Here is a 26,980-nt window from a genome sequence, read left to right on the forward strand (position 1 = left end):
CCGGGATGTTTCCCTCCCGCGACGACCGGCAACGCGCGGGGCATGGCGAACTTCGGATACACGATGATGACCGAGCAGGCCGGCCCCCGTGACCTGGTGGAACACGTGGTGCGGGCCGAGGAGGCGGGGTTCGACTTCTCCGTGACCTCGGACCACTACTTCCCGTGGCTGGAGAGCCAGGGTCACGCACCGTATGCCTGGAGCGTGCTCGGGGCGGCCGCGCAGGCCACCTCGCGGATCCCGCTCATGACGTACGTGACGTGCCCGACGGTCCGGTACCACCCGGCGGTCGTGGCGCAGAAGGCCGCGACGATGCAGCTGCTGAGCGAGGGGCGCTTCCGGCTGGGCCTGGGCTCGGGCGAGAACCTCAACGAGCACGTGGTGGGCGGGGGCTGGCCCGCGGCCCATGTCCGCCTGGAGATGCTGGAGGAGGCCCTCGGCATCATCCGGTCGCTCTTCGAGGGCGGCAACGTGAACCACCACGGCACACACTTCGACGTGGAGAACGCCCGACTGTGGGACCTGCCCGACGAGCCGCCGCCGATCGGCGTCGCGGTCTCGGGCGGGCGCTCCTGCGAGATCGCCGGGCGGCTCGCCGACCTCGTGATCGCCGTCGAGCCGAAGAGCGAGCTGCTCGACGCCTACGACCGGCACGGCGGCGCGGGCAAGCCCCGGATCGGCCAGCTGCCGGTCTGCTTCGACACCGACCGGGACGCGGCGATCAAGCGCGCCCACGACCAGTTCCGCTGGTTCGGCGGCGGCTGGAAGGTGAACTCCGAGCTGCCCGGACCCGAGGGTTTCGCGGGCGCCACGCAGTTCGTCCGGCCCGAGGACGTCGCCGAGTCGATCCCCTGCGGCCCGGACGTCGACGCCTTCGTGGAGGCGGTCCGGCCGTACGCCGGCGCCGGCTTCACCGACATCGCCCTCGTCCAGATCGGCGGCGAGCACCAGGAGCCGTACATCGAGTGGGCGGAACGGGAACTGCTGCCGGCGCTGCGCTCCGCCTTCTGAGGGCCGGGCCCGCGGGTCCCGGAGCATGTCGAACAAGCTCGGGGCCTGCGGGTCCGGGACATCTCGCAAGCTCAGGGCGTCAGCCGGCCTGCCCCGCCTCCGCCGCCTCGCGTGCGATCCGGTCGAACTGCGCGCCCATCGCCTTGGAGAGGGCCATGGCCGCCGAGAGGGGCCGGACCATGACGACGAAGTCGTCGATCCGGCCCTCCTCGTCCATGTGCAGGAAGTCGCAGCCGTTGATCTCCTTGTCGCCGACCTTCGCCGTGAAGACGAGAGCGTGATCGCGGCCGTCGTCGCCGGTGATCTCGCGGACGTAGCGGAAGTCGGTGAAGACACGGCTCACCCCGCGGATGATCGCCGCGGTGATCGCCTTGCCCCGGTACGGCTTGAACGCGACCGGGCTGGTGAAGACGACCTCCTCCGCGAGGAGCGCCTCGACGGCGGCGTGGTCGTCGGCTTCGACGGCCTTGCGGAAAGGATGCACGCGGACCCACCCCATAAGCAACTAGTTGAATAGGTGCGTAGGAGAGTAGCAGCCCGTACCCGCCCCCGGCGGGGATCCGCCGAGGCGACCTCGTGCGGCCTCAGCTGTCGCCTCAGTCCTCCTGGAGGACGGAGAGGACGTTCCCCGCGGGGTCGGTGAACCACGCGATGGTGGGACCCTGTCCCCGCACGACGCCCTTCTCGTCCGCGTCGAACTGCGGGTACTTCTCGAAGGTCACCCCGCGACGGGTGAGCTCCTCGACGGTCGCGTCGACGTCGTCGACGGGAAAGTTGAGGATCGTGAAGCTCGCCGGGGCGTGGTCGTCCTTCGGGTACACCAGCACCTTGGCGCCGCTGCCGAGGCTGAGGGTGAGCATCCGCATGTCCCCCTCGCCGCTCTCCTCGACGGGGAGGCCGAGCGTGTCGGCGTAGAAACGCCGGGCGGCGCCGAGGTCGTTGACCGAGAAACCGCTGAACGCGGCCGACTGTCCGAGCATGGGGGTCGTCCTTCCGGGGTGGGGCGGTGTTCCGCTCCCCCCAGGGCACACCACGGGCCCGGCCACCCGGACGCGCGCCACGCGGAGGCGTCCGGATGGTCGCGCCACATCACCCGACCAGCACCGCCTTCCCGCCCGGCGGCCGGGGCGCGCTCAGGGCGCGAGGGGCAGCTTGCGCTTGTGGTCGGTGAGTTCGTAGCGGCGGACGATCGAGGCGAACGCGGCCTCGCCGACCGGCTTGCCCTCCAGGAAGTCGTCGATGTCGTCGTACGTCACGCCCAGCGCGTCCTCGTCGGGCTTGCCCGGGTCGAGGGTCTCCAGGTCGGCCGTCGGAACCTTCCACACCAGCTCGGAAGGGGCGCCCAGAAGCTCCGCGACGGTGCGGACCCGGCGCTTGGTCAGGCCCGTCAGCGGGACGACGTCGGCGGCGCCGTCGCCGTACTTGGTGAAGAAGCCGGAGACCGCCTCGGCGGCGTGGTCGGTGCCGACGACCAGGCCGTCGTGGGCGCCCGCGACGGCGTACTGCACGATCATCCGCTGCCGGGCCTTGATGTTGCCCTGCACGAAGTCCTGGTGGCGGTCGTCCCGGAACACCGCTCCCCCGGCGGCGCACGCCTCCAGCGCGGCGTCGCTCGCCGGCTTGATGTCCACGGTGAGGACCTGGTCGGGGGCGATGAAACCGAGCGCGAGCTGGGCGTCCTTCTCGTCGGCCTGCACGCCGTACGGCAGCCGCATGGCGTAGAAGGTCGCGTCGTGACCGGCGGCCCTCGCCCGTTCCACGGCCAGCTGGCAGAGCCGGCCCGCGGTGGTGGAGTCCACACCGCCGCTGATCCCGAGCACGAGGCAGCGCAACCCCGTGCAGGTGAGGCGCTCGGCGAGGAAGGCCACCCGGCGCTCGATCTCGGCGCTCGGGTCGAACGTCTCGGAAACCTCCAGTTCCCGGGCGATCTGCTGCTGCAGGGCGATGGACGCCGGGTCGGTCACGGGGTGCTCCTCGGGGTGGGTCACGGTCACGGTGGGGCCCGGGCGACGGGGGCCAGGACCAGGGTCGACTCTAGGCGATGGCCGCCCGGCCGCCCGGGGCGGCAGGGGATGCCCGCACGCCCTCGCCCCGCCCGTACCCATGGCCCCCGCCACCATGCGCGAACCCTTGACGCCCTTGCCATGGCCGGATGACTTCCCGCCTCCTCCTGGCCGACCGGACGCGCCCCCACCGCGGCCGTCGCGGCCGGCTGCCCTCGGGCTCCTCTCGGCGGCGTCCGTGACCTCCGCGCCGCACCCGGCGGAGATCTCGGGCTGCCGCGGTGTTCCGGAGCCATACCCGCGCTGTTCCGCCGGCGGCAGAACACGACCGGACCGAGCTCGACGATCTCTACAGTCCCGTGGCATGACGACGATGACGACGCGTACGGTCCGCTATCCGGCCGACGGTCTGACGATGATCGGGCACCTCGCACTCCCGGCCGGTGTCGGCCGCCGGCCCGCGGTGCTGCTCGGACCGGAGGGCATGGGGCTCAGCGACGTCGAGCGCCGTCGGGCCGATGCCCTCGCCGAGCTGGGATATGTAGCGCTGGCCTTCGACCTCCACGGCGGGCGCTATCTGGGTGACCCCGAGGAGATGCTGGCCCGGTGCATGCCGCTGCTCGCCGACCCCGACCGGATGCGGGGCATCGGCCGTGCGGCGCTCGACGTGTTGCACGCCGAACCGCGGACCGACCCCGACCGGATCGCCGCCGTCGGCTACGGCACCGGGGGCGCAATCGCGCTGGAACTCGGGCGCGGCGGCGTCGACCTGCGTGCCATCGGGACAGTCAACGGCCTGACCACGGGCCGACCGGGCGAGACGGCGCGCATCCGCTGCCCGGTGTGGGCCGGGGTCGGGTCGGAAGATCCGATCATGCCGCCCGCGCAACGGGACGCGTTCACCGCCGAGATGCAGGCCACGGGCGTCGACTGGCGGCTCATGGTCTACGGCGGCGCCTTGCACGCCTTCCACCACCCGCCGGTCGACCACCCCGTGGTTCCCGGCGTCGGCTACCACCCACGGCACGCGCGGCGAGCCTGGCACGACATCGTCGACCTGCTCGCCGAGTGCCTGCCCGTGACGGAGGATCTGGACGGATGACCCGGGCAAGCATGCCGGGCGCACGGCCTGGCGGGCGTCGGGCACTGCCCCTCCCTGGGTGTACGTCCTGAACGGCCCCGGACGGATCGGGGCCGCCGGGCCGTAACTGGAGTAGCCGGGGCGCGGGTGGCGGACGGTCAGTCGACCGTCACCACCACCGAGTGCCGGCCGCTCGCCCCGTCGGGCATCGTGTCCGTACGCCGCTCGGTCTGGACCTCGCCGGTCCCGTCGGTGGCGCGGACCGTGAGCGTGTGACGGCCGGGAGTCGCCTGCCAGGGGTACATCCACTGACGCCAGGTGTCCCGGCCGTCCTCGGCCCCCAGCCGGGCCTCCCGCCACGGACCCTCGTCGATCCGCACCTCGACCCGTGCGACGCCCCGGTGCTGTGCCCAGGCCACCCCGGCGATCATGACGGTGCCGGGTCCGGGGCGGGCGAACGAGCGGGGGGTGTCGATCCGGGACTGCGTCTTCACGGGCGCCTCGGCCGCCCAGCCGCGCGGGACCCAGTAGGCGTCGTAGGCGTCGAAGGTGGTCAGCTCGATCTCCTCGATCCACTTGCAGGCGGAGACGTAGCCGTACAGACCGGGGACGAGCATGCGGACCGGGAAGCCGTGGTCGAAGGGGAGCGGTTCGCCGTTCATCCCGAAGGCGAGGAGGGCGTCGCGGCCGTCCATCACCTGCTCGACCGGGGTGCCGATCGTCATCCCGTCCACCGACCGGGCGACCAGCTGGTCGGCCGGTCCCCCGGCGGACGGCGGGACCACCCCGGCCTCGCGCAGGAGGTCGGCCAGCCGTACGCCGAGCCACCGGGCGTTGCCGACGTACGGGCCGCCGACCTCGTTGGAGACGCAGGCCAGCGTGATGTCCCGCTCGACCACCTCCCGGCCCATCAGGTCGGCGAGGGTCAGGCGCAGCTCCCGGGCGACCCCGAGGCCGTGCAGGCGCAGGCGCCAGGTCGTGGCGTCGGTCTTGGGGACGACGAGCGCCGTGTCGACGCGGTAGAAGTCCCGGTTCGGCGTGACGAAGGGGCTGATCCCGGGGACCGGGAGCTGGGCCCCTGGGGGTACGGCGGGGGCGGGGGACGCGGGGCGGGGCAGCCGCAGGGCCGTCCGGGAGGCCACGGCGTCCTGGGCGCGGGTGCCGCCGAGGGCGCGGCCGAGGACCGCCGCTCCCGTCGCGCCGACGGCGCTCGCACCGGCGATCACCAGGAAGCTCCGGCGGCCCGCGGCGGCGGCCGCCTCCGGTACGGCCGAGGGTCCCGGCCCGGTCCGGGCGGCGAGGAGCCTGCCCATCAGGACGTACAGGAGCAGGGCGCCCGCGACGGCGCCGGCCAGGGAGGGCAGCGCGTCCGCGGCCGAGTCCGAGTCGGGCCGGGTGACGGCGGCGAGCGCGCCGACGACGCCGAAGGCGAGCACTCCGGCCGCACCGGCCCGGCGGTGGCTCAGGGCCAGCAGGCCGAGGGCCACGGCCAGGGCGGCGAGCACGGCGAGGATGCCCAGCTGAAGAACGATCTTGTCGCTCTCGCCGAAGGCGGTGATGGCCCAGTTCTTGACCGCGGCGGGGGTGACGTCGATGGCCGCGCCGCCGACCGCCGTGACGGGCCCCGCCTCGGGGCGGACCGCCGCGGCGGCGAGTTCGGCGACGCCGAGGGAGGCGTACCCGGCGAGGAGTCCGCCGAGTCCGGCCAGGAGACGGTCGGTGCGGGTGGGGTCGCGCGGGGGATCGGAAGGGGTCATGTCCTTCCCTTCGGCACCGCGGCCCTCGTGGATGGGCCGATTCACCCGGGAGAGCGTCTCATTTCGGGCCGTCGGCCGGTCCGATGTGCTCGCCGGGCCGGGCGAGTTCCTCCACCGCCTCGGCGCCGACGACCGCGCCCGTCGACTTCTTGGCGCGCCGCAGCCGGCGTTCGAGCCGGCCGGCGAGGGTGGTGAGCGCGAAGTTGAGGATCACGAAGATCACGGCGACGATCGTGAAGCTCGCGATGGTGTTGGCGCCGTAGTTGGCGCTCATGGGCCGGACGGAGGCCAGGAGTTCGGAGAAGCCGAGCATCGCGCCGCCGAGCGCGGTGTCCTTCACGATGACGACGAGCTGGCTGACGAGCGCGGGGAGCATGGCCGTGACGGACTGCGGGAGCAGGACGTTCGTCATCGTCTGGCCTTTGCGCATGCCGATCGCCTGGGCGGCGTCGGTCTGGCCGCGGGGCAGGGCCAGGATGCCGGCCCGGACGATCTCCGCGAGGACGGAGGCGTTGTAGAGGACGAGCCCGGTGACGACGGCGTACAGCGGGCGGGTCTCCGGGCTGATGTCGGTGAACTCGGAGTAGGCCGCGTTGGCGAAGAGCATCAGGATCAGCACCGGGATGGCGCGGAAGAACTCCACGACCGTCCCGGCCGCGCCCCGCACCCACCGGTGGTCGGAGAGCCGGGCGATGCCGAACAGGGCGCCGAGGGGCAGGGCGATGGCCATGGAGAGCGCCGCGGCGATGAGGGTGTTCTCCAGGGCGGGCAGGAGGTACGTCGTCCAGGTGCGGGAGTCCGTGAAGAACGGCTCCCACTTCGCGGCGGTGAGCTGGTTCTTCTCGGCGAGGGCCATGACCACCCACCAGACCAGCGCGGCGAGGGCCAGCACGAACAACACGGTGTAGAGGACGTTGCGGCGCCGGGCGCGGGGCCCCGGGACGTCGTACAGGACGGCGGGCGGGCGGGCGGTGGTGGTGCGCCGTGCCGTGGTGGGGCCGGCGGGCGGGGTGGTGCCGGGGCGCTTCATCGCTTCACCGCCACCTTCTTGGCCAGCCAGCCGAGGAAGAGCCCGGTGGGGAGCGTGAGGCAGATGAAGCCGGCCGCGAAGATCGCCGAGATGAGGATCAGCTGGGCCTCGTTCTCGATCATCTCCCGCATCAGCAGGGCCGCTTCGGCGACGCCGATGGCGGCGGCCACGGTGGTGTTCTTGGTGAGGGCGATCAGCACGTTGGCGAGCGGCCCGACGACCGAACGGAAGGCCTGCGGCAGCACGATGAGGCGCAGGACCTGGGGGAAGCCGAGCCCGAGGGCTCGGGCGGCCTCGACCTGGCCGACGGGGACGGTGTTGATGCCGGAGCGCAGCGCCTCGCAGACGAAGGCCGAGGTGTAGGCGATCAGACCGAGCACGGCGAGCCGGAAGTTGATGGTGGTGAAGTCCTTGGCGCCCATGTCGACGCCGAGGGTCTGGAACAGGCCGAGCGAGGTGAAGACGATGATGACGGTGAGGGGGATGTTCCGGACGATGTTGACGTAGGCGGTGCCGAAGCCCCGCATCAGGGGGACGGGGCTGACGCGCATGGCGGCCAGCAGCGTCCCCCAGATCAGGGAGCCGATCGCCGAGTAGACGGTGAGCTGCACCGTCACCCAGAAGGCTCCCAGCAGGTCGTACCCTTCGAGGAAGTCGAACACGGCGGCCCGCTCATTTCACGACGGTCCCGATCGTCGGGGCTGGTTCGTTCTGGTAGCCGGCCGGGCCGAAGTTCTTGTCCACGGCCGCCTGCCAGGAGCCGTCGGCGACCATCTTCTCCAGCGCGGTGTTGATCTGCGCCTTGAGTTCGCTGCCCTTCTGGACGCCGATGCCGTAGTTCTCGTTGCTCATCTTGAAGCCGGCGAGCTTGAACTTGTCCTTGAACTCGTCCTGCGCGGCGTAGCCGGCGAGGATCGAGTCGTCGGTGGTGACGGCGTCGATGACGCCGTTCTCCAGACCGGTCAGGCACTCGGAGTAGCCGCCGTACTCCTGCAGCTGGGCCTGCGGGGCGAGCTTCGTCTTGACGTTCTGCGCGGAGGTGGAACCGGTCACCGAGCAGAGCTTCTTGTTGTTGAGGTCGGACGGCTTGGTGATGGAGTCGTCGTCCGCGCGGACCAGCACGTCCTGGTGGGCCAGGAGGTACGGCCCGGCGAAGTCGACCTTCTTGGCGCGTTCGTCGTTGATCGAGTACGAGGCGGCGATGAAGTCGACGTCGCCGCGCTGGAGCAGCGTCTCGCGGTCGGCGCTCTTGGCTTCCTTCCACTCGATGTCGGCGGGATCGTGGCCGAGTTGCTTGGCGACGTACGTGGCCACGTCGACGTCGAAGCCGGTGTAGGTCCCGTCCGGTGTCTTCAGCCCGACGCCGGGCTGGTCGAACTTGATGCCGACGGTGATCTTCTCGTCGTCGGTGGCGGCGGAGCCGGATCCGCCGTTCCCTCCGTCGTCGCCGCAGCCGGCGGCGGTGACGGTGAGGACGGCCGCCGCGGCGGCGGCGAGAGCGGCTTTGGTGAGCTTGCGCGGGTTCATGGCCTTCACACCCCTGGGGGCTCCTGTGCGGGCGGCGGCCGCGGTGGTGGTTCCGCGGCCCGGTCGTGCCTGGTCCGGTCCGGGTCCGGTCGAGCCGAGGCTCAGTGGTGCAGGATCTTCGACAGGAAGTCCTTGGCACGGTCGCTGCGCGGGTTGCTGAAGAACTGGTCCGGTGTCGTCTCCTCCACGATCCGGCCGTCCGCCATGAACACCACACGGTTCGCGGCGGAGCGGGCGAAGCCCATCTCGTGGGTGACGACGACCATGGTCATCCCGTCCCTGGCGAGCTGCTGCATGACCTCCAGCACCTCGTTGATCATCTCGGGGTCGAGGGCCGAGGTGGGCTCGTCGAAGAGCATCACCTTCGGTTCCATGGCCAGGGCGCGCGCGATCGCCACGCGCTGCTGCTGGCCGCCGGAGAGCTGGGCGGGGTACTTGTCGGCCTGAGAGCCGACGCCCACCCGGTCGAGGAGTTCCCGGGCCCGTCGATCGGCCTCCTTCTTGTCCTTCTTGCGGACCTTGATCTGGCCGAGAGTGACGTTCTCGAGCACGGTCTTGTGGGCGAAGAGGTTGAAGGACTGGAACACCATGCCGACGTCGGCGCGCAGCGCGGCCAGCTCCCGGCCCTCGGCGGGCAGGGGCTTGCCGTCGATGACGATCTCGCCGGAGTCGATGGTCTCCAGCCGGTTGATGGCCCGGCAGAGGGTGGACTTGCCGCCGCCGGAGGGGCCGATGACGACGACGACCTCGCCGCGGCCGACGGTCAGATCGATGGACTGGAGCACGTGGAGCGCGCCGAAGTGCTTGTCGACGTTGCTCAGGACGACAAGCGCGTCGCCGCCTACCGGGACGGGCATGGCACCCTCCAGGGTCACCGCCCCCGCTTACCGCTTCCTCCCCACGTTCATGCTCCGCCCGCCGTGCCCGCGGCGCACGCCGGGAAGGCGCCGGGGCGGGCGGGCGGAAGCGATTGTCCTCGCGCGGAGGGGCCCGACGGGCGGGAGCGATTGTCATCGCGCGTAGGGGCCCGGCGGGCGGTCGCCGGTTCCAGGCGCGGTCAGACCGCCGGTACGGGCGCGAAGCGTCCCGCCGTGCGGAGGTCCTCCTCGATCCCGGAGGCGGTGGCGCGCAGCTCGGGGAGGACGTCCCCGACGCACTCCTCGGCCGTACGCCGGCTGCTGTGCATGGCCACGTTGACCGCCGCCACGACCGCGCCCGCCCGGTCGCGCACCGGTACGGCGATCGACCTGAGGCCCTGTTCCAGCTCCTCGTCGACGAGGGCGTACCCCTGTTCCCCTACGCGTGCCAGCAGAGCGGCGAGTTCTGGGCGCCCGGTGACCGTGTGCGGGGTGAGGGCCCGCGGTTCCCCGGCGGCCAGCCAGGCCTCGCGCTCCTCCGCGGGGAGGCCGGCCAGCATCACCCGGCCCATGGAGGTGGCGTGGGCGGGGAAGCGGGTGCCGACGGTGATGTGGACGCTCATGATGCGCCGGGTGGCGACCCGGGCGGTGTAGCGGATGTCCGCTCCGTCGAGGACGGCCAGGGAGGCCGAGTCGTGCACCCGTCGGGAGAGCTCGGCCAGGTGCGGGGCCGCGATCTGCGGCAGCGGCATACGGGACAGGGAGGGGTAGCCGAGGGCCAGCACTCGGGCGGTGGGGGTGAAGAGGCGGCCCTCGGCCCGGACGTATCCGAGGTGTTCCAGGGTGATCAGGGCGCGCCGGGCGGTGGCGCGGGCGAGTCCGGTGGCCTCGGCGACGGCGCTCAGGGGCAGCGCCCCGCGGCCCTCTCCGAAGGCGGTCAGGACCGTGAGTCCGCGGGCCAGCGACTCGACGAAGGCGCGTCCGCCCTCCTGCTTGGAGGCGCGGGTCCATGCCGCGAGACCCACGGGCTGCGGGGGCGACGCCGCGTCCCGCGGGTTCGGCGGCTGCCGCAGCAGCTCTTCCCAGGCGGAGACGGCCGCGCTCAGCCGGGGCAGCATCGCGTCCCGCAGGGAGGCGGCGGTGTGGCGGCTGGTGTGGCTCACGACGCTCGCCACACAGGCGACGGCGCCGTCGGTGTCCCGTACGGGCAGGGCGAGCGCGACCAGGCCGGGTTCGATGAGCTGGTCGTCGAGGGCCCAGCCCCGCTCCCCCGCGAGCGCCGCCCGGGCGGCGAAGTCCTCGCGGTCCCGGTCCCCGCCTCGTGGTTCCGGGCGGTCCGGGCCGCTGCCCGGCCCGGTCCCGGACGGTCCGGCGCCCGAGGGGCCCCTGTGGCGGCGTGCCCGCCAGCGCTCCCAGTCGGCCGCGGCCCAGTGGGCGGCGAGGAGGGCGCCGGGGGCGGTGCGTTCGGCGGGCAGCGGATCGCCGATGCGGAAGCTTAGGGACATCGCGCGTCGCCGTGTGGACTGGTGGACGAAGCGGATGGCGTCGCCGTCCCCCACCGCGAGCGAGACCGACTCGTCCAGCTCCTCGGCGAGGGCGTCGGCGTGGGGACCGAGCAGGCCGGGCAGGCGCAGGGCGGCGAGATAGGCGTTGCCCAGCTCCATGAGCCGGGGCGCGAGAAAGACGTCCCGGCCGTCGAGGCGTACGTACCCCATGCGGGCGAGCGTGCCGGTGAGCCGGTCGACGGTGGAGCGGGCGAGGCCGGTGGTGCGCTCCAGCTCGCTGAGGCTGAGGGCCCCGTCGGCGTCGGTGAGCCCGCGCAGCACCGCGAGGCCGCGCGTCAGCGGCGCTACGGCCTCCGGCGGAACCGAAGCGTCCGGGGTCCGGTCGTCCGGCGCCGGAGCGGTGTCGCTCGGTGACATGGCCCCTCCCTGACGGATCTCGAGGGACACCGTAGAGGAAGGCGCCCGGGAGGGCGGGCGCGGTCCGCGTCCCGAGAGGCCAGGTCGAGACCGTGGGCCGGACGAGGGGGCCTTGTCCGGTGCCGTCGATCGCAAGACGGTGGAGCGAGCGGCGTCCGGTGCCGTCGATCGCAAGACGGTGGAGCGAGCGATGTCCGATGCCGTGGATCGCAAGGCGGAGGAGGGAGCCGATGCGGAGGAGCGACGACCGACCGACCGACGGCGCCGGGGGCGGTGCCGCGGTACGAGACGCCTCGACCCCGGCGGGATCGGCCGCGCACCCCCTCAGCCGGCGGCCGGGGCCGGGGGCGTGACCTGGGCGCGGAGCGCGGCCGCGTAGATCTCATCGGGGTCGAGCCTGCGCAGCTCCTCCGCGATCAGCTCCGCGGTGGTCCGCACCTTGAGCGCGAGAACCCGGTTGGGCTGGCCGGGGATGGCCAGCCTGGCCACCGGGCCCTCCGGCCGGTCGATACGGATCTCCCCGTCGGGCGTGCCCAGCCGGACCGCCGTGACCACCGGCCCGTCGGTGACGACCCGCTCGACCGGGACCTTCAGCCGGTCGGCGAACCAGCGGGCCAGCAGCTCGGCGCTGGGGTTGTCGGCCTCGCTCTCCACGGCGGCCGAGACGACCGTCGCCCGGGCCTGGTCGAGCGCGGCGGCGAGCATCGAGCGCCAGGGGGTGAGCCGGGTCCAGGCGAGGTCGGTGTCGCCGGGGGCGTACGACGCGGCGCGGGCGTCCAGCGCGGCGAGCGGGTTCTCGACGGCGTACGCGTCGGTGATTCGGCGCTGGGCGAGGGCGCCCAGCGGGTCCTTGGACGGCACCTGGGGGGCATCGACCGGCCACCAGACGACGACGGGCGCGTCGGGCAGCAGCAGCGGCAGCACGACGGAGTCGGCGCGGGCGCCGAGTTCACCGTGCAGCCGGAGCACGACGGTCTCGCCGGCACCGGCGTCGCTGCCCACCCGCACCTCCGCGTCCAGCCGGGGCAGGAGGCGCTCGCGCGGCGAGCGGGCATGGCGCTTGATCACCACGAGCGTGCGCGAGGGGTGCTCGCGGGAGGCGTCGTTGGCCGCCTTGAGCGAGTCGTAGGCGTTCTCCTCGTCGGTGACGATGACGAGGGTGAGCACCATCCCCACCGCCGGCATCCCGATGGACCTGCGGCCTGACAGGATCGCCTTGTTGATCTTGCTTGAGTTGGTGTCGGTGAGATCGATCTTCATGACCCGCGCCCGTTCCTTCCGTCTCGTGCGAGCGACTTCCTCCACTGCTTCCCCGTAGCGCTCGCGGGACAGCGGTTCTTCCGCGGTCCTTCGTCGAACTCTTCGGCACCGGAGGGGGAACGGGCCGGATTTCGGGCGGCGGCGCGCCGAACGGACGTCCGGGGAGGCGGCGAGGCTCCGGGGACGTCCCGTCGGCGGCCGGCGCGTCGGTGCGGGACCGGGGCGGCCGGGCGTTCGGCCTGGTACGCGTGCGGAACCAGCCGCGTCGGCGTCGCGGGCGCCGAGGCGACGACCCCGACCGGCTATCGGACCGGGGCGGCGGCCCGTTCCCGGGCCGGCGCGGCGGCGGAACCGGCGACGACCTGCCCGGTCGCGGGGGCGGCGACCCCGGTCGCGGAGAGGGGCGCGTCCGCGGTAAGGCCCGCGGGGACAGCCCGGCCCGCGGCACGGTCGCGGCGCTCCAGGCCGGCGGAGAGGAAGGCGAGCAGCAGCGCGGCGCCGGCGAGGAGGGCGCCGACCCAGTTGGGCGCGGTGTAGCCGAGGCCGCCGGCGATGACCATGCCGCCGAGCCACGCGGCGAGCGCGTTGCCGAGGTTGAACGCGCCGATGTTGACGGCGGAGGCGAGGGTCGGGGCGCCGTGGGCGTGGTCGAGGACGCGCTTCTGGAGCGGGGGCACAGTAGCGAAGCCCAGGGCGCCGACGAGCGCGACGGAGATCGCGGCCAGGACCTTGTCGTGCGCGGTCAGGGTGAACAGGGCGAGCACGACGGCGAGGGCGCCGAGGGAGATGAACAGCATCGGCATCAGACGGCGGTCGGCGTACCTGCCGCCGACGAGGTTGCCGACGACCATGCCGAGGCCGAAGAGGACGAGGAGCCAGGTGACGGACGACTCGGCGTAGCCGGCGACCTCGGTCATCATCGGGGCGATGTAGGTGATGGCGGCGAAGACTCCGCCGAAGCCGAGCACGGTCATGGCCATGGCGAGGAGCACCTGGGCGTTCTTGAACACGGCCAGTTCGTGCCGGATGCGGACGCCTTCGGGCTTCGGCATGTCGGGGACGAGCCGGGCGATGCCGAGCAGGCCCAGGACGCCGAGCGCGGCCACGATGACGAAGGTGACGCGCCAGCCGATGGCCTGGCCGACGAGGGTGCCGCCGGGGACGCCGACGACGTTGGCGACGGTGAGGCCGGTGAACATCATGGCGATGGCGCCGGCCTTCTTCTCGGGTGCGACCAGCTCCGCGGCGACGACGGAGCCGATGCCGAAGAACGCGCCGTGGGCGAGGGAGGCGACGATCCGGCCGGCCACCATGACGCCGAAGCTCGGGGCGACGGCCGACAGGAGGTTCCCGAGGACGAAGAGGCCCATGAGGATCATCAGCATCCGCTTGCGGGTCACCTTGGTGCCCAGCACGGTCATCAGCGGGGCTCCGATGACGACGCCGAGGGCGTAGCCGGTGACGAGCAGCCCGGCCGTGGGGATCGAGACGCCGAAGTCGGCCGCGACGTCGGGCAGCAGGCCCATGATCACGAACTCGGTCGTGCCGATCCCGAAGGCCCCCATCGCGAGGGCGAGAAGCGCGAGTGGCATTGAAGAGCACCTTCCAAGAAATTGCGCGAGCGCCTTACGAGCGTTCACAATACTTGCAGACGCGCTCTAGTTGCAAGCGCGGGGTTTTTCGCCCACGGCGCCCCGACCTCCACGCCCGCACCGGCATCAAGGAAGAGCGCCGTGGCAGGCCTCGCGCCGGGCCTGCCACGGCGCTGTGGGACGCTCGGTCGATGGCGAACGGCGAGAGCGGGACGGGGCGATCCGCCCCGACGGAGTACGTACGGTTCCAGGCCGCGGTCCCGAACGAACGGGGCCACTTCACCGGCGTGTTCGGCCTGGTGAACAACCTCGGGCGGGCCGGGCGGCTCGATCCGGAGGAGGAGCGGTTCCGGCGGGCGAACAACGCCTGGTACGACGCCGCCTACACCGACCCGTCGACGGTGGACCCGTCGGTCTACGACCCCGCGGTCCATCCGGGGGCCGCCGCCTGGTTCAAACCGACGGCGACGCATCTCCTGGAGCGGATCGACGGCTACCTCGACGTCCTCGCCGCGCACGGCGTGGCGTACGAGACGCTGCGGTCCGCCGCGCCCGGCCGGGTGATCTACGAGGACGACGTCCAGGTCGTGGTCGTCCCGGCGGAGCCCCGGGGGCGGCCCGGCGGCGAGCCGGGGAGCGTCGGCGAGGAGCCGGCGGGCGTCAGCGGGTGACCGGGGAGCGTCGACGGGTGAGCGGGAGCGTCGGCGGTCGACCGGGGAGCGTCGGCGGCCGGAACGGCTCGGGCGCGCCGCCCGCGGGTGCGATGCCTAAGGCGGGCGTATCCGGGCAGTCGGGTGACGTAGAGCCGGCCTCCTGACCTGCCGCCGTTCCTGGCAGGGCGCCTCACGCAAGGCAGGGAAGGCCGGTCGAACCGTCCCCGGGATCCCTGGAGAGTGGTCGTGACCGTTCGGGTAGGGGTTGAGGAAGAGTTCCACGTGGTCGACAGGGAGCGCGGATCCCTCGTACCACGGGCCGACGTGCTGCTGGACGGGCTGCCCGGCGGGACCTACACCCGTGAGATGGCGCGGTCGATCGTCGAGACCAACAGCGAGGTCCACGCGTCCCTGGAAGGGCTGCACGACGACCTGCTCCGCACCCGGCGGGGACTCGACGCTGCCGCCGCACGCCACGGCCTGGCCGTCATCGGCGCGGGCACCGCCCCGCTGGGGCGGGTCGAGGCGGTGGACGTCACGCCGGACGCCCGCTACCGCGCCATGGCGGACGAGTACCGCCGCGTCGCCGACGAACAGCTGATCTGCGGCGCCCAGGTGCACGTCGACGTCCCCGACCGCGACAGCGCGGTCCGCGCCCTGTGCGCGCTGGGACCGTGGCTTCCGCCGCTGCTCGCCCTGTCGGCCAGCTCCCCCTTCTGGCTCGGCTCCGACACCGGATACGCCAGCTGGCGGACCATGCTCTGGCAGCGGTGGCCCACCGCCGGGCCCGCCGGCTGCTTCCGCGACGCCGCGGAGTACGACGGCGCCGTGGCGGGCCTCATCCGCTCGGGCGTCATCAGCGACGCGGGAATGATCTATTACGACGTCCGGCCGTCCGCCCATCAGGGGACCCTCGAACTGCGCGTCTGTGACGCCTGCCCCCGCCCGGAGACCGTGGTGATGATCGCCGGGCTCTTCCGCGCCCTGGTGACCGACGTCCTCGCCCGTGCGGACCGGCCCGGGTACCGGGCGTGCGACGGCAGGCACGAATGGCTGCGCGCGGCGACCTGGCGCGCGGCGCGGTCGGGGCTCGAAGCGGAGCTCATCGATCCGGAGACCCGGCGCCCCGCCCCGGCGGCCCGGGTCATGGGGACGCTCCTGCGCCGACTGCGCCCTGCTTTGGAGGAGTACGGCGACTGGGAGCTGGTGCGCGACCTCGTCGCCAGGACCGTGGCGAACGGGAGCACCGCCCGGCGGCTGCGGGCGGCCGCCGCACGGGAGGACCTGCTGGCCGCCGTGGACCTGCTCGCCGCGGAGACCCGTGGGGAGCGGCCCGCCCGCAAGCCCGCCCGCACCTCGCCGTTCGCCCGGGCCGCCCGTGTCCTCCCGACGGCCGAACCGCGGCCCGTACGGGTGAAAAGCACGGAATAGCGCCTTCCTCGGCGTGTCGCGGGGGATCCATCCCCCGCGAGGTGCTTTCGGGCGTCCGGACACGCCCCTGCGAGGCCGTCCGGACACGGCCCGGGTCGCACCTCTTCGGATCATCCTCCGGTGGCCGGGCGGGGGACGGAGGGAGCGGATCGTGAGGCGTCTGCGGCCGGTGCGTGTCGCCGGGCTGATGATCGGGGCGGCCGGGCTGTCGGCACCGCATACGGCGGCCGCCGCGAGCCGGGCCACCGGCGCGGTGCGGCGGGCCGGATCGGGCGCCGACGCCCTCGCCGAGGCCTTCTCCGACGCCCTCTCCCCCGCCGGAGCCGTGGGTCTGGCGGGCGGCGGACTTCTCGCCGGCTTCGGCGCCGCCCGGTTCGTCCGGGGGCGCCGCCGGAGCACACCCCGCTCCGGCGCCACCGCACGACCGGCCGGGCGCCGCCCGGCCTGACCGACCTGACCGGCCTGACCTCACCTGCATGACCTGAGACCACCGGGGCGTACGCGCGCGGGCAGACCGCCCGCGACCGGACGGCCCCGGGGCGGTACCGCGGCAGCCGGGGCCGCCGTCCGCGCCGGCACGACCGTCGGGGCGACGACGCCGGGCGGACGGACCGCGGGCGCCGCACAGCCGAGGGAAACCGCGTCCGAGCCGGTGCGCGGACGCGCGAGCCGGGTGCGACGGGCGCTCCGGGAGACGCCGGGAACACCCCGGAGCAGCTCCGAGCAGCCCTGAGCACGAACGCGCCCCCGCGAGCCGTGGGGACGCCCGACGCTCCGGTGCGTTCCCCTCCCCTACGCTCCGGTCCGCTCCGGTCCCGGAGAAGCGGGCGTACGGCCGTCGACCCGGTCCCGTACGCCACCCCGCCCGGCGGCCCCCTCGGCCGACGGGCGAAACCGACGATCGCCGCCGCCTTTCGGATACTTGTCGTGAGCGCGCCGCTCTGCCCGGCCCGACGCCCTGGCGTCACACTGGGACGCGCACGCGGGCTCCGAGCCGCGCGGCGGCGCCTCCTGTGCACCCCGAGGAAGGGCGGTGGACGATGCTCGTCACCCACTTGATCGATGACGGAACCCTGCACGTGAAGGTCCAGCAGGATCTGAACGTCACCAACCGTGCCGCGGCCGCGCTCCAGGTCGAGGCGCTCGTCTCCGCCCACCGGCCGGGCCTGGTGGTCTTCGAGCTGCCGTCGGCCACACCGTCCCCGGCGACGCTCAGCGCGGTCGCCCGCGCCCGCCGCATGTGCCAGAGCATCGGCGTCCCCTTCAGCCTGACCGGCCCCGCCACCTCGGACCGGCGGCTGCTCGAAACGGCCTCGGCCGGCGAAGCGGCGCCCAGACTCCTGGAGTTCGGCGCGCGTCGCGACCACTGAAAGGGCCGCCCGCGCCGGGCGGGTGGCGCCGATGCCATCCTCGGGTGCTCCTCGACCCGCCCGATAAGGTCCCCCCATGGACATGATCACCGTCCCTGCCGGACGGGTCACGCTCTCGGACCGGCGGACGCAACGGCGTTGGGCGGTCGACGTCGCCCCCTTCCACCTCGCGAGGGTCCCCGTCACCCGCGCGCTGTACGCCGAGGTGACCGGGGAACGGCCCGGCGAGGCCGAGGGCGACCGCCTGCCCGTCGACAGCGTCTCCTGGTGGGACGCGATTCGGTTCTGCAACACCCTGTCCCGGCGCGAAGGACTCACGCCCGCCTACCACTTCGACGCCGAAGCGGAGGCGGGAGCGCGGGCGGGGACGGGAAGGGCGGCCGCGGAGGCGGGCGTCGAGAGCGACGCGCCCGTCGCGTGGGACGCCACGGCCGACGGATACCGGCTGCCGACCGAGGCCGAGTGGGAGCACGCCTGCCGCGCCGGTACGACCGGTCCGCGCTACGGCCCCCTCGACGACATCGCCTGGTACCGCGGCAACGCCGCGGAGCGCGTCCACGAGGTGGGAGGCAAGCAGCCCAACGCGTGGGGTTTCCACGACATGCTGGGCAACGTGTGGGACTGGTGCTGGGACGTCTACGACCCCGAGGTCTACGGCACGTACCGCGTGCTGCGCGGCGGCGGCTGGTTCGACGAGCACTGGAGCTGCCGCGCCTCGGCACGCCGCCGCAGCCACCCCACCTTCCGCGTCGACGACGTGGGCTTCCGGCCGGCGCGCACCGCGCCTCTCCACGGCGCACCTCTCCGGAAGCACTGAGCCCGCCCGACCCGCGCGCACGCTCCGGCCGGCCCCGGCAGGCCGCTCACTCCCGCGCCCCCTCGCCACGGCCCGACAGGTACGTGATCTCCTCCAGGACCCGCGCCGCCTCCACGAGCGCCGTGCCGTGGACGGGCCACTCCCCCGGATGGTCGAGGTGCCCGGTGCGGGCCAGGGCCGTCGTGTCCTCGTAGCGGCGCTCGGCGTCCTCGACAAGACGGCGGAGGCGGGCGGAGTCCTCCGGCCCCCGGGGCGGGTCGAGGCAGACGAGCGCCTCGGCGGTGGCGTGCAGCAGCCCGGCGTAGGAGGCGAGGAAGTCCGCCGCCGCGGACGCTTCCGGGGAGGCGGTGGCGGCGGACGCGTCGCCGGGCGGTTCACCCGACGCGTCGGCGGCCTCGTCGGCCGTTCCAGTAGGAATGCCTGGAGAGTCCGGGGAGGAGCCGGCCGGCCGCTCCCGGCCGGCCGGCGCGGAGGTCTGGCGTTCGTACGCCAGGGCCCGTGCGATGGACCGGACGTACGTACCGATGCGCTCGATCATGCTGACCGCCTCGTGGCAGCGGAGCAGCGAGGCCTGGGCGCTGTTCCACGGCCGGCGCGGGTTGAGCCGGGTGTTCTCCTGCTCCTTCTCGAGCGCCGTCCGCGCGTGCGCCGCTCGTGCCACCAGCTCCTCGCAGCGGTGCGGCCAGTCCTGCCGTACGTCCTCGTCCTCGGTCTCCCCCGCGGCGGTCCGCGCCAGGTCCCGCAACAGGTCGGCGGTGTGGGCGGCCAGGTCGGCGACCCGCCGCCGGGCCGTGTCCGTATGCGGGGAGGGGGCGATCGCGAAGTGCGCGGCCAGACCGCAGCACACGCCGATGGCCGCGGAGGTCACCAGCGGGCCGATGTAGTCGAGCCGTCCCCCGCCGCCCACGAACGCGAAGAGCGCCACGACCGGGACCTGGCCGCGCTGCCCTCCGAGGAGGTCGAGCCGGGCCACCAGGAGGGCGATGAAGACCAGGACGGCGAGGGTCCAGGCGTGCACGCCGACGGTGCTGCCGAAGCCCGCCGCCACCGCGGTCCCGATCGCCATGGCGCCCAGGTACTGCACGGAGTCCCACAGCGAGCGGTACACCGTGGACTGCAGGGCCAGCAGCGCGGTGAACGGGGCGAACGCCGTGACGTTCACGGGCAGCAACCAGGAGGCCAGGCACCAGGCGGCGGTCGCGGCGGCCGCGCCCTTGGCCAGGAGCAGCAGCCTGTCGCGCGCCTCGCCCGGCCCGCGGACCGCGTCCCTCACGAACGTACGCACCTCGTGCCCGTGCCGTCGGCACCAGGCGCCCACTCCAGCCGTCCGGTCGGACACACCTCTCCCGTCCACGTCACTCCTCGGGGCCCGTCCCGTCCCGCGTACCCCTCGCTCGGGCGATTACGTGCGCGGACCGGTGTGACGCGAACCGCCTTCCGGGCATCGCCCGCCCTCTGCGTGGAACACGTGAGAGGTGGCAGCGACCGCCCATGTCCAAGGAGGCCACCGTGTCCGAGACCCCGGAGATCCTGTACGCCCGCATCCGGGAGGAGGTGGCCGCCCGCGCGGACCGGCTCTGGGACGTGAGCCTCGCCTTGCACCGCGAACCCGAGACGGCCTACGAGGAGCACCGCGCGGCCGGGTTGCTCACCGGTGAGCTGGAACGCGAGGGCTTCACGGTCGAACGCGGCGCGGCCGGACTCCCCACCGCCTTCGTCGGGCGTACGGGCACGGCAGCCGCCCCGGGCGACGGGCCCTGTGTCGCGCTCCTGATGGAGTACGACGCGCTGCCGCTGCTCGGCCACGCCTGCGGGCACAATCTCATCGCCTCGGCCGGCCTCGGCGCGGCCCTCGCCGTCCGGGCGGCGCTCGGCGGGATCGACGGGACGCTGCTGGCCGTCGGGGCGCCGGCGGAGGAGCGCGGCGGCGGCAAGGTCACCGAGGTGGCGGCGGGCCTGTTCGAGGGGGTGGACGCGGCCCTGATGTTCCATCCCGGCGTCTACGACTGGGCCTGGGCGCCGCTCACGGCGAGCGCGCAGGTCCGGGTGGGTTTCCACGGACGGGCCGCGCACCCGACCGGCAGCCCTACGGAGGGCATCGACGCGCTGGGGGCGCTGATCCAGCTCTTCAACGCGCTGGGCGTCCTGCACAAGCGGCTGCCCCTCGGCTCGCACATCCAGGGCATCGTGACGGACGGTGGCCGGGCCACGAACATCGTCCCGGAGTACGCGGAGGGGATGTTCGGGCTGCGCGGGGGCACCGCCACCGCGCTGGAGGAGCTGGTGGAGGAGCTGCGGAGCTGCGCCCAAGGCATCGCGCTGGCCACCCGGACCACCGTGGAGGTCACCGACGTGGGCGGGCGGTACGAGCACTTCCGGGACAACGACGTGCTCTCCGGCGTGTTCGCCGGGCATCTGGAGCGGGCGGGGATCCGGTTGTCGGAGCCCGAGGCGGTGGTGTACCTCGGGTCGTCCGACATCGGCAACGTCAGCACGCGGGTGCCCGCGATCCACCCGTTCGTCGCCATCATGGGCGCGGACGGGGCGGACCACACGCCGGAGTTCGCGGAGGCGGCCGCCGGGCCGCGGGCCCGGCAGGTGATGCTGGCGGCGGCGGAGGCGCTGGCGTGCACGGCGGCGGACGTCCTGCTGCGCGGGGACCTGTCGGAGCGGGCCTGGGCCCGCCTGCGGGAGAAGGCCGCCGCCGGGCTCTGATGCCCGGGACCGCCCCCGGCCGCGCGGCCCGGCGAACGGCTCACCGGCCCCGGATTCCCGGCGCCGTGCCGGTCCCTGCCCGGAACCGACGGCCGCCCGGGTCAGTCCTCGACGGTCACGCGGACGCTCTTCACCTCGGTGTCCGCCGCGTCCGGGACGACCATCCCCGCCTCGACGCCGCTGCGCAGATACCGCAGCACCTCGGCGTTGAGCCTCTCACCCGGCACCGCCGCCGGAATGCCGGGCGGGTAGGGCGTGAGCATCTCGGCGGTCACCCGGCCGGCGGCCTTCTCCCACGGCACCTGCTCCACGCGCCCGAAGAAGGCGTCGCGCGGGAGCATGACCTGCTCCAGACGCAGGTCGGCCGGATCGGGGACCTCGACCGGGGTCGCGGGCCGCAGCTCCTCGGCGTGCGCGGCGACATCGCGCAAGGCGGCGACCAGGGCGCGGGCGCTGCGGCTGTCGTCGGCGTGGGTGAGCTGGGCACTCGTACGGCGATGGTCGGAGAGGTGCAGGTTGACGCGGTGGTGCTCGCGGATCCAGTCGGCGATCCGGTAGCCGGTGGTGCCGAGGCCGGTGATGTCGACGATGACCTGGAGGGGGTCGAGGTCGGCCGCGCGGCCGGGCCCGCAGAAGTCGTCGCGCCCGTGGACGTGCATGCCGTCGATCTCGGCGATCTGCGCCCGTACCGTCTTGGCCAGGGCGAGCGCGTCGTCGTACAGGCCGTGGCCGCGCTGGACCATCTGGCGGCGCCAGCCGTCGAGGGCGGCGTAGACGAGTACGGAAGGGCTGGTGGTGCCCAGGAGGTCCTCGCGGTTCTTGAGCACCTCCGGTGCGATCAGGTCGCCCTGGAGGTGGAAGACCGAGCCCTGTTCGAGGCCGGAGCCCATCTTGTGGACGGAGGTGACGCAGACGTCCGCGCCGGCGTCCATCGCCCAGGTCGGCAGGTCCGGGTGGAAGGGCAGGTGGGCGCCCCACGCCTCGTCGACGATGAGGGGCACGCCGTGGTCGTGGCACGTGTCGGCGATGGCGCGCAGGTCGGAGCAGGTGCCGTACGGCGTCGGCGTGGTCACCAGGGCGCCCCGGGCGTCGGGGTGCTCGGCGAACGCGGCGCGGAAGGCCTCGGCGGACGGCGGATGGGCGAGGTGCCGCTCCGGGTCCCACTGCGGGTCCACCCAGATCGGCACGATCCCGGCGAGGACCAGGCCGGAGACCACGGACTTGTGCGCGTCCCGTCCCACCAGCAGCTTCTCGTGCGGTCCCGCGACGGACAGCATGGCGGCCTTGACCGACAGCGAGCTGCCGCAGGTCGAGAAGAAGGTGTGCTCCGCACCGACGGCGTCGGCCATCAGCTCCTGGGCCTTGGCCAGGATCCCCCGGGACGAGGTCCGGTCGTCCAGGCCGCTGGTGGCGAGCACGTCGGAGTGGAACACGCCGTCGCCGAGGATCGCGCGCACCCGGGGGTCCGCGCCGCGTCCCTGCTTGTGGCCGGGCGGTGTGAAGGGGGTCTGGTTCTCTGCGTGGTACGCGGCCAGCGCGTCGAGCACGGGTGCCTGTGAATGGTCCATGGGGCTGCGGGTTCCCTGCGTATCGGGGCAAAGACTCCGCTTGATGATCATGAACGGGTACGGGGCGGGCGCCGGTGGCGGTCTCGCGAGGCATGCCCCACGATCAAACGGGAACCCGCGAAGCGGAGCGGATCGCCGGACGCCACCCCATACAGACGGCGTACGGGCGTCCGTTCCCCGTCTTCAAGGAGTTGTCGTGATTGATTCACAGCAGGTCGAGGAGGAGTGCGAGGCCTCCAGCGCGCCGGGGGCGGGCGCCATACGGCGGGTGGGTGTGACATGTGCGGTTTGAGCGGTGAGATCCGTTTCGACGACCGGCGCCCCGACGTGGCCGCCGTGGAGCGCATGACCGACCGCCTTGCGGCCCGCGGCCCGGACGGCCGGGGCATCTGGTCGCAGGGCCCGGTGGCCCTGGGGCACCGCCGTCTGAAGATCATCGACCTGTCGGAGCGCGGCGCACAGCCGATGACCGACACCGATGCCCGGCTGACGGGCGTCTTCAACGGGTGCGTGTACAACTACCGGGAGCTGCGGCGCGAGCTGCAGGGCCTCGGCCACCGGTTCTTCTCCACCTCGGACACCGAGGTGATCCTCAAGGCGTACCACCAGTGGGGTACGGACTGTGTCGACCACCTCATCGGGATGTTCGTCTTCGTCATCGTCGAGAACGACAGCGGCCGCGTGGTGCTGGCCCGCGACCGGCTGGGCATCAAGCCGCTGTACCTGACGCACGGCCCCGGCCGGATGCGGTTCGCCTCCACCCTGCCCGCGCTGCTCGCCGGCGGTGGCGTCGACACGTCGCTGGACCCGGTCGCGCTGCACCAGTACCTGAGCTGGCACGCCACGGTGGCGGCCCCGCGGACCGTCCTCAACGGCGTGCGCAAGCTGCCGCCCGCCACGGTCCGCGTGGTGGAGCCGGACGGCTCCTACCGGGACCGGTGCTACTGGCAGCCGTCGTACACCCGTCGTCCCGAGGACGCGGGCATGGACGCGCACGACTGGCGGGACGCGGTCCTGGACGGGCTGCGGAAGGCGGTGCGCCGCCGGATGGTCGCCGACGTGCCGGTCGGCGTGCTGCTCTCCGGCGGGCTCGACTCGTCCCTGATCGTGGCCCTGCTCGCGGAGGAGGGCCAGCGGGACCTGGCGACGTTCAGCGTGGGCTTCGAGTCGGAGGGTGGCGAGGAGGGCGACGAGTTCGCGTACTCGGACCTGATCGCACGGCGCTACGACACCGAGCACCACCAGCTGATGGTGCCCTCCGACCGGGTGTCGACGGCCCTGGACGGGGCGGTCCGGGCCATGAGCGAGCCGATGATCAGCCATGACGTGGTCGCCTTCCACCTGCTGTCGGAGCTGGTCTCCAAGGAGGTCAGCGTCGTCCAGAGCGGCCAGGGCGCCGACGAGGTCTTCGCCGGCTACCACTGGTATCCGGCGATGGCCGCCGTCGAGCGGGAGCGCGAGCCGGAGACGTACGCCGAGGTGTACTTCGACCGGCCGCACTCCGACTTCGCCCGGATCCTCCAGCCGCACCTGCTGACCGGCCAGGACGAGTCCGGCCGGTTCGTCCGCGACCACATGGCGGCGCCGGGCGCCGAGACCGCGCTCGACGCGGCGCTGCGGCTCGACACCCACGTGATGCTGGTCGACGACCCGGTCAAGCGCGTGGACAACATGACCATGGACTGGGGCCTGGAGGCCCGGACGCCGTTCCTCGACCACGAGCTGGTCGAGCTGGCCGCGGCCTGCCCGCCGGAGCTGAAGCTGGCCCAGGGCGGCAAGGGCGTCGTCAAGGACGCGGGCCGCGCGCTGCTGCCCCGGAAGGTCGTCGACCGGCCCAAGGGCTACTTCCCGGTGCCGGCGATCCGCCACATGGCGGGGCCCGTCCTCGAACGGGTGCGGCACGCGCTCTCCGCACCCGAGGCCCGGGCGCGCGGTGTCTTCCGCGACGAGTACGTCGCCGAACTCCTCGCCGCCCCCGACCACCACCGGACGAAGCGAGGGGCGAACGCCCTGTGGCACGTAGCGTTGTTGGAGATATGGCTGCAGACACACGGGATCAACTGACCGGAGTCACGTCGGCGGCACCGGTGACGGTGCCGCTGGCCGATGCCGCGGGCCTGCGCGACACGCCCCAGCCGCTGATCGCGCACGGCTGCTGGTATCCGTCGGCGGACCCGACGGGCGAGCAGGTGGCGTTCATCTGCGACCGGACGGGCGTGCCCCAGCTGTGGACCGGGCCGGTGGACGGCTCCGAGATCCATCTGCTGGACGCGGACCCCGACCCGGTCACGGAGGTGGCCTGGTCCCCCGACGGGCGGTGGATCGCCTACACGGTCGCCCCCGGCGGCGGTGAGCTCACCCGCGTCCTGTGCGTACGCCCGGACGGCACCGGCCGCCGAATCGTGGCCGGCGCGGACTCCGGCACCTCGGCGTACCTGGGCTGCTGGACGCGCGACGGGTCCGCCGTGGCGGTCACCGTCGCCGAGCCACCGCCGTCCCCACCGGGCCACACGGCCCGCCCGGCCGCCCGGCAGACCGCCCGGCAGGACACGGCTGCCGCGCCGGACCACGAGGTCGTCTTCGCCGACCTGCCCGCCGGGTGGGCGGACCGCGACGGCCCGGCCACCCTGCTCGGCGGCGCCCGCCGGGGCGACGTCGGCCCGTCGGGTACGCCTCGGGACCGGCCGCGCCCGGCGGCCGGCCTGACCGACGCCGGCGGTCTCGGCGCGCCGGGCACGTTCACCCCGGTGAGCGGTGACGGCGCGGCGGATGGGATGCCCTCGGGCGCGATCGACGGAGCCCCCTGGCACGTGAACGGCGAGGGAGCGCCGGCGTGCCTGGACGACGGCTCGGCCGGCGGTCCGGACGGCGGCGCCCGGGACCGGCTCACCGCGTACCTGGTCGATCCCGACGGTCTCCGGTCGCCCGTGCTCGTCGCCGCCGAGTCGGGGGCGGCCACACTGCGGGTGTGCGACGTCAGCCAGGACGAGCGGTTCGCGCTGGTACGGCGGGGACCGCGGGGCCGCCGGGAGGCGGTGGTCGTGCGCACCGCCGACCTCGTCACCGGCTCCGTCCTGCGGGTCGGCGACGGCGACCCGTGGATCGGCCGGTTCTCCCCGGACGGGCGCACGCTGTGGCTGCGCAGCGACCACGAACGACGGTTCGCCGCCCTGCTCGCCGCGGGGCTCGACGAGGACGGCGGGCGCCTCGGCCTGTCCGTGCTGGCCGAGCGCGAGGAGAGCGACCTGGAGCTGCTGGCGTTCGCCGAGGACGGCCGGACGGCCGCCCTGGCGTGGAACGTGCAGGGCGCAAGCGAGCTGCAGACCCTCGGCCTCCCGGCCGGTGGGCCCGCGCCCAGCGGCGCCGCCACCGGGACGACGCCGCCCCGTGACGTACCGCTGCCGCACGAGGTCGTCACCCGGATCACCCGGGCCGGGCCCGGCGGCATGGTCCTCGCGGTGGCGGGTTCCCAGCGCCGCCCGGGAGTGTGGTGGGTGTCCTCCCGCGCCCTGACGGCGCGCACCCCGTGGTCCTCCCGGGACGAGGACGCCGTCCCGCCCGGCAGGCCGCCCGTGCGGCCCGTACCGCTGCGGCCGGTGGCACGCGACGGACTGCACCTGGGCGGCTGGTACTACCGGGCGCCAGGCCGCGCCGCCGGCCGGCCCGCCCCGTGCGTGATCCATCTCCACGGCGGTCCGGAGGAACAGGAACGGCCGGTCTTCGACCCCCTGTACCACGAGCTCCTCGGCCGGGGTCTCGACGTCTTCGCCCCCGACGTGCGCGGCTCCTCCGGCTGGGGCCGGGAGTTCGTGGACGCCGACCTCGGTACGGGACGGTTCGCGGCGATCGACGACGTCGCCGACTGCGCCGCGCACGCGGTCCTGACCGGGCGCGCCGACCCGACGCGGCTCGCGGTGATGGGGCGCTCCTACGGCGGCTATCTGACCCTGGCGTCCCTCGTGTGGCATCCGGAGCTGTTCCGTACCGGCGTCGCCGTCTGCGGGATGTCGGACTTCGCGACCTTCTTCGCGGAGACCGAGCCGTGGATCGCCGAGTCGGCGGCGCACAAGTACGGCCATCCGGTGCGCGACCGGGAACTGTTGCGCTCGCTCTCCCCGATGAGCCGCGTCGACGCGCTGCGGGTGCCGCTGCTGGCGGTGCACGGGGAGCACGACACCAACGTGCCGCCGGGCGAGTCGGAGCAGATGGTGCGGGCGGCCCGGGAACGGGGTCTGCAGGCCGAGCTGCTCACGCTGCTCGACGAGGGGCACGACTTCCGGCGTGCGGACAACCGGCGCCTGTTCCGCCGTACCGCCGCAGACTGGATGGAGCGCCACCTCGGCGCCTGAGCGGCGGCGGTACGGCGCCGACGGACGGAGCCGGCCG

Annotated in this window: 23 protein-coding genes; 10 read left to right on the top strand and 13 right to left on the bottom strand. The window is 73.8% G+C overall.

Translation table 11 applies throughout. The annotated features are described in order from the left end of the window. Positions 1-42 precede the first annotated feature (42 nt). Entirely contained in the window at positions 43-1,011 is a 969-nt protein-coding gene (locus ACFZBD_RS02175; RefSeq protein WP_391133830.1) for a TIGR03557 family F420-dependent LLM class oxidoreductase, read from the top strand. 79 nt (positions 1,012-1,090) lie between these two features. Here the strand turns inward: ACFZBD_RS02175 and ACFZBD_RS02180 are convergent, their stop codons facing one another. The 3 genes from ACFZBD_RS02180 to nadE form a co-directional block, all read right to left on the bottom strand. Beyond that, positions 1,091-1,495 (bottom strand): nuclear transport factor 2 family protein, encoded by a 405-nt coding sequence (locus ACFZBD_RS02180; RefSeq protein WP_391133833.1) that lies wholly within the window; start codon positions 1,493-1,495, stop codon positions 1,091-1,093. Between the two features lie 112 nt (positions 1,496-1,607). Continuing rightward, positions 1,608-1,991, bottom strand: a complete 384-nt coding sequence (locus ACFZBD_RS02185; protein ID WP_391133836.1) for a VOC family protein — start codon at positions 1,989-1,991, stop codon at positions 1,608-1,610. Positions 1,992-2,144: 153 nt separating this feature from the next. After that, positions 2,145-2,975: an ammonia-dependent NAD(+) synthetase gene (nadE, locus tag ACFZBD_RS02190; RefSeq protein WP_391133854.1), complete on the bottom strand. Its 831-nt coding sequence runs from the start codon at positions 2,973-2,975 to the stop codon at positions 2,145-2,147. Between the two features lie 403 nt (positions 2,976-3,378). Between nadE and ACFZBD_RS02195 the strand changes: the two genes are divergently transcribed. Continuing rightward, positions 3,379-4,116 carry a dienelactone hydrolase family protein gene (locus ACFZBD_RS02195; protein ID WP_391133857.1) on the top strand — a complete coding sequence of 246 codons (738 nt, stop codon included), beginning with the start codon at positions 3,379-3,381 and terminating at the stop codon, positions 4,114-4,116. 137 nt (positions 4,117-4,253) lie between these two features. On the opposite strand, the gene ACFZBD_RS02200 is transcribed toward ACFZBD_RS02195, so the two are convergent. From ACFZBD_RS02200 to ACFZBD_RS02235, 8 genes are all read right to left on the bottom strand, one after another. Next, a complete protein-coding gene (locus ACFZBD_RS02200; protein WP_391133860.1) occupies positions 4,254-5,852 on the bottom strand; it encodes a molybdopterin-dependent oxidoreductase in 1,599 nt (532 codons plus the stop codon). A 58-nt stretch (positions 5,853-5,910) separates the two neighbouring features. Beyond that, positions 5,911-6,882 carry an ABC transporter permease subunit gene (locus ACFZBD_RS02205; protein WP_391133863.1) on the bottom strand — a complete coding sequence of 324 codons (972 nt, stop codon included), beginning with the start codon at positions 6,880-6,882 and terminating at the stop codon, positions 5,911-5,913. Then, the gene (locus tag ACFZBD_RS02210; RefSeq protein ID WP_391133866.1) at positions 6,879-7,544 is read right to left on the bottom strand and encodes an ABC transporter permease subunit; all 666 of its coding nucleotides are present in this window, start codon (positions 7,542-7,544) and stop codon (positions 6,879-6,881) included. Before ACFZBD_RS02210 ends, ACFZBD_RS02205 begins: the two co-directional genes overlap by 4 nt. Before the next feature lie 10 nt (positions 7,545-7,554). Next, the gene (locus ACFZBD_RS02215; RefSeq protein WP_391133869.1) at positions 7,555-8,409 is read right to left on the bottom strand and encodes a transporter substrate-binding domain-containing protein; all 855 of its coding nucleotides are present in this window, start codon (positions 8,407-8,409) and stop codon (positions 7,555-7,557) included. Between the two features lie 101 nt (positions 8,410-8,510). Then, complete coding sequence (locus ACFZBD_RS02220; protein WP_391133872.1) at positions 8,511-9,266, bottom strand: ATP-binding cassette domain-containing protein; 756 nt, start codon at positions 9,264-9,266, stop codon at positions 8,511-8,513. A gap of 200 nt (positions 9,267-9,466) precedes the next feature. Next, a complete protein-coding gene (locus tag ACFZBD_RS02225) occupies positions 9,467-11,188 on the bottom strand; it encodes an IclR family transcriptional regulator C-terminal domain-containing protein (protein ID WP_391133875.1) in 1,722 nt (573 codons plus the stop codon). A 324-nt stretch (positions 11,189-11,512) separates the two neighbouring features. Continuing rightward, positions 11,513-12,448: a glucose-6-phosphate dehydrogenase assembly protein OpcA gene (gene opcA / locus ACFZBD_RS02230; RefSeq protein WP_391133878.1), complete on the bottom strand. Its 936-nt coding sequence runs from the start codon at positions 12,446-12,448 to the stop codon at positions 11,513-11,515. Between the two features lie 302 nt (positions 12,449-12,750). Next, on the bottom strand, positions 12,751-14,040 hold the full coding sequence (locus tag ACFZBD_RS02235; protein ID WP_391133881.1) for an MFS transporter: 1,290 nt from the start codon (positions 14,038-14,040) through the stop codon (positions 12,751-12,753). Between the two features lie 191 nt (positions 14,041-14,231). On the opposite strand from ACFZBD_RS02235, the gene ACFZBD_RS02240 reads away from it, so the two are divergent. From ACFZBD_RS02240 to ACFZBD_RS02260, 5 genes are all read left to right on the top strand, one after another. Further along, entirely contained in the window at positions 14,232-14,711 is a 480-nt protein-coding gene (locus tag ACFZBD_RS02240) for a hypothetical protein (protein ID WP_391133884.1), read from the top strand. A gap of 228 nt (positions 14,712-14,939) precedes the next feature. Continuing rightward, on the top strand, positions 14,940-16,124 hold the full coding sequence (locus ACFZBD_RS02245; RefSeq protein ID WP_391133887.1) for a glutamate--cysteine ligase: 1,185 nt from the start codon (positions 14,940-14,942) through the stop codon (positions 16,122-16,124). A 151-nt stretch (positions 16,125-16,275) separates the two neighbouring features. Continuing rightward, positions 16,276-16,572 (top strand): hypothetical protein, encoded by a 297-nt coding sequence (locus ACFZBD_RS02250; protein ID WP_391133890.1) that lies wholly within the window; start codon positions 16,276-16,278, stop codon positions 16,570-16,572. Positions 16,573-17,164: 592 nt separating this feature from the next. Continuing rightward, a complete protein-coding gene (locus ACFZBD_RS02255; protein WP_391133893.1) occupies positions 17,165-17,494 on the top strand; it encodes a hypothetical protein in 330 nt (109 codons plus the stop codon). A gap of 82 nt (positions 17,495-17,576) precedes the next feature. Further along, on the top strand, positions 17,577-18,311 hold the full coding sequence (locus tag ACFZBD_RS02260) for an SUMF1/EgtB/PvdO family nonheme iron enzyme (protein ID WP_391135890.1): 735 nt from the start codon (positions 17,577-17,579) through the stop codon (positions 18,309-18,311). Positions 18,312-18,357: 46 nt separating this feature from the next. Here ACFZBD_RS02260 and ACFZBD_RS02265 read toward each other — a convergent pair whose 3' ends face one another. Beyond that, on the bottom strand, positions 18,358-19,584 hold the full coding sequence (locus ACFZBD_RS02265; RefSeq protein ID WP_391133896.1) for an aromatic acid exporter family protein: 1,227 nt from the start codon (positions 19,582-19,584) through the stop codon (positions 18,358-18,360). 218 nt (positions 19,585-19,802) lie between these two features. On the opposite strand from ACFZBD_RS02265, the gene ACFZBD_RS02270 reads away from it, so the two are divergent. Beyond that, on the top strand, positions 19,803-21,026 hold the full coding sequence (locus tag ACFZBD_RS02270; protein WP_391133899.1) for an amidohydrolase: 1,224 nt from the start codon (positions 19,803-19,805) through the stop codon (positions 21,024-21,026). A 101-nt stretch (positions 21,027-21,127) separates the two neighbouring features. Here the strand turns inward: ACFZBD_RS02270 and ACFZBD_RS02275 are convergent, their stop codons facing one another. Continuing rightward, positions 21,128-22,594, bottom strand: a complete 1,467-nt coding sequence (locus ACFZBD_RS02275; RefSeq protein WP_391133903.1) for an aminotransferase class I/II-fold pyridoxal phosphate-dependent enzyme — start codon at positions 22,592-22,594, stop codon at positions 21,128-21,130. Positions 22,595-22,873: 279 nt separating this feature from the next. On the opposite strand from ACFZBD_RS02275, the gene ACFZBD_RS02280 reads away from it, so the two are divergent. Together ACFZBD_RS02280 and ACFZBD_RS02285 are read left to right on the top strand one after the other, a co-directional pair. Then, complete coding sequence (locus tag ACFZBD_RS02280) at positions 22,874-24,658, top strand: N-acetylglutaminylglutamine amidotransferase (protein ID WP_391133906.1); 1,785 nt, start codon at positions 22,874-22,876, stop codon at positions 24,656-24,658. Further along, the gene (locus ACFZBD_RS02285) at positions 24,631-26,943 is read left to right on the top strand and encodes a prolyl oligopeptidase family serine peptidase (RefSeq protein WP_391133908.1); all 2,313 of its coding nucleotides are present in this window, start codon (positions 24,631-24,633) and stop codon (positions 26,941-26,943) included. The genes ACFZBD_RS02280 and ACFZBD_RS02285 overlap by 28 nt, the downstream gene beginning before the upstream one ends. Positions 26,944-26,980 lie beyond the last annotated feature (37 nt).

Source organism: Streptomyces sp. NPDC008121 (assembly GCF_042957155.1).
In the GTDB taxonomy this organism is placed as follows: domain Bacteria; phylum Actinomycetota; class Actinomycetes; order Streptomycetales; family Streptomycetaceae; genus Streptomyces.

Coding starts and splice junctions, on each gene's coding strand:
- ACFZBD_RS02175 (WP_391133830.1), top strand. CDS start 43: ATGGCGAACTTCGGATACACGATGATGACCGAGCAGGCCGGCCCCCGT.
- ACFZBD_RS02185 (WP_391133836.1), bottom strand. CDS start 1,991: ATGCTCGGACAGTCGGCCGCGTTCAGCGGTTTCTCGGTCAACGACCTC.
- ACFZBD_RS02195 (WP_391133857.1), top strand. CDS start 3,379: ATGACGACGATGACGACGCGTACGGTCCGCTATCCGGCCGACGGTCTG.
- ACFZBD_RS02200 (WP_391133860.1), bottom strand. CDS start 5,852: ATGACCCCTTCCGATCCCCCGCGCGACCCCACCCGCACCGACCGTCTC.
- ACFZBD_RS02205 (WP_391133863.1), bottom strand. CDS start 6,882: ATGAAGCGCCCCGGCACCACCCCGCCCGCCGGCCCCACCACGGCACGG.
- ACFZBD_RS02215 (WP_391133869.1), bottom strand. CDS start 8,409: ATGAACCCGCGCAAGCTCACCAAAGCCGCTCTCGCCGCCGCCGCGGCG.
- ACFZBD_RS02220 (WP_391133872.1), bottom strand. CDS start 9,266: ATGCCCGTCCCGGTAGGCGGCGACGCGCTTGTCGTCCTGAGCAACGTC.
- ACFZBD_RS02225 (WP_391133875.1), bottom strand. CDS start 11,188: ATGTCACCGAGCGACACCGCTCCGGCGCCGGACGACCGGACCCCGGAC.
- opcA (WP_391133878.1), bottom strand. CDS start 12,448: ATGAAGATCGATCTCACCGACACCAACTCAAGCAAGATCAACAAGGCG.
- ACFZBD_RS02235 (WP_391133881.1), bottom strand. CDS start 14,040: ATGCCACTCGCGCTTCTCGCCCTCGCGATGGGGGCCTTCGGGATCGGC.
- ACFZBD_RS02240 (WP_391133884.1), top strand. CDS start 14,232: ATGGCGAACGGCGAGAGCGGGACGGGGCGATCCGCCCCGACGGAGTAC.
- ACFZBD_RS02255 (WP_391133893.1), top strand. CDS start 17,165: ATGCTCGTCACCCACTTGATCGATGACGGAACCCTGCACGTGAAGGTC.
- ACFZBD_RS02260 (WP_391135890.1), top strand. CDS start 17,577: ATGATCACCGTCCCTGCCGGACGGGTCACGCTCTCGGACCGGCGGACG.
- ACFZBD_RS02270 (WP_391133899.1), top strand. CDS start 19,803: ATGTCCAAGGAGGCCACCGTGTCCGAGACCCCGGAGATCCTGTACGCC.
- ACFZBD_RS02275 (WP_391133903.1), bottom strand. CDS start 22,594: ATGGACCATTCACAGGCACCCGTGCTCGACGCGCTGGCCGCGTACCAC.
- ACFZBD_RS02280 (WP_391133906.1), top strand. CDS start 22,874: ATGTGCGGTTTGAGCGGTGAGATCCGTTTCGACGACCGGCGCCCCGAC.
- ACFZBD_RS02285 (WP_391133908.1), top strand. CDS start 24,631: ATGGCTGCAGACACACGGGATCAACTGACCGGAGTCACGTCGGCGGCA.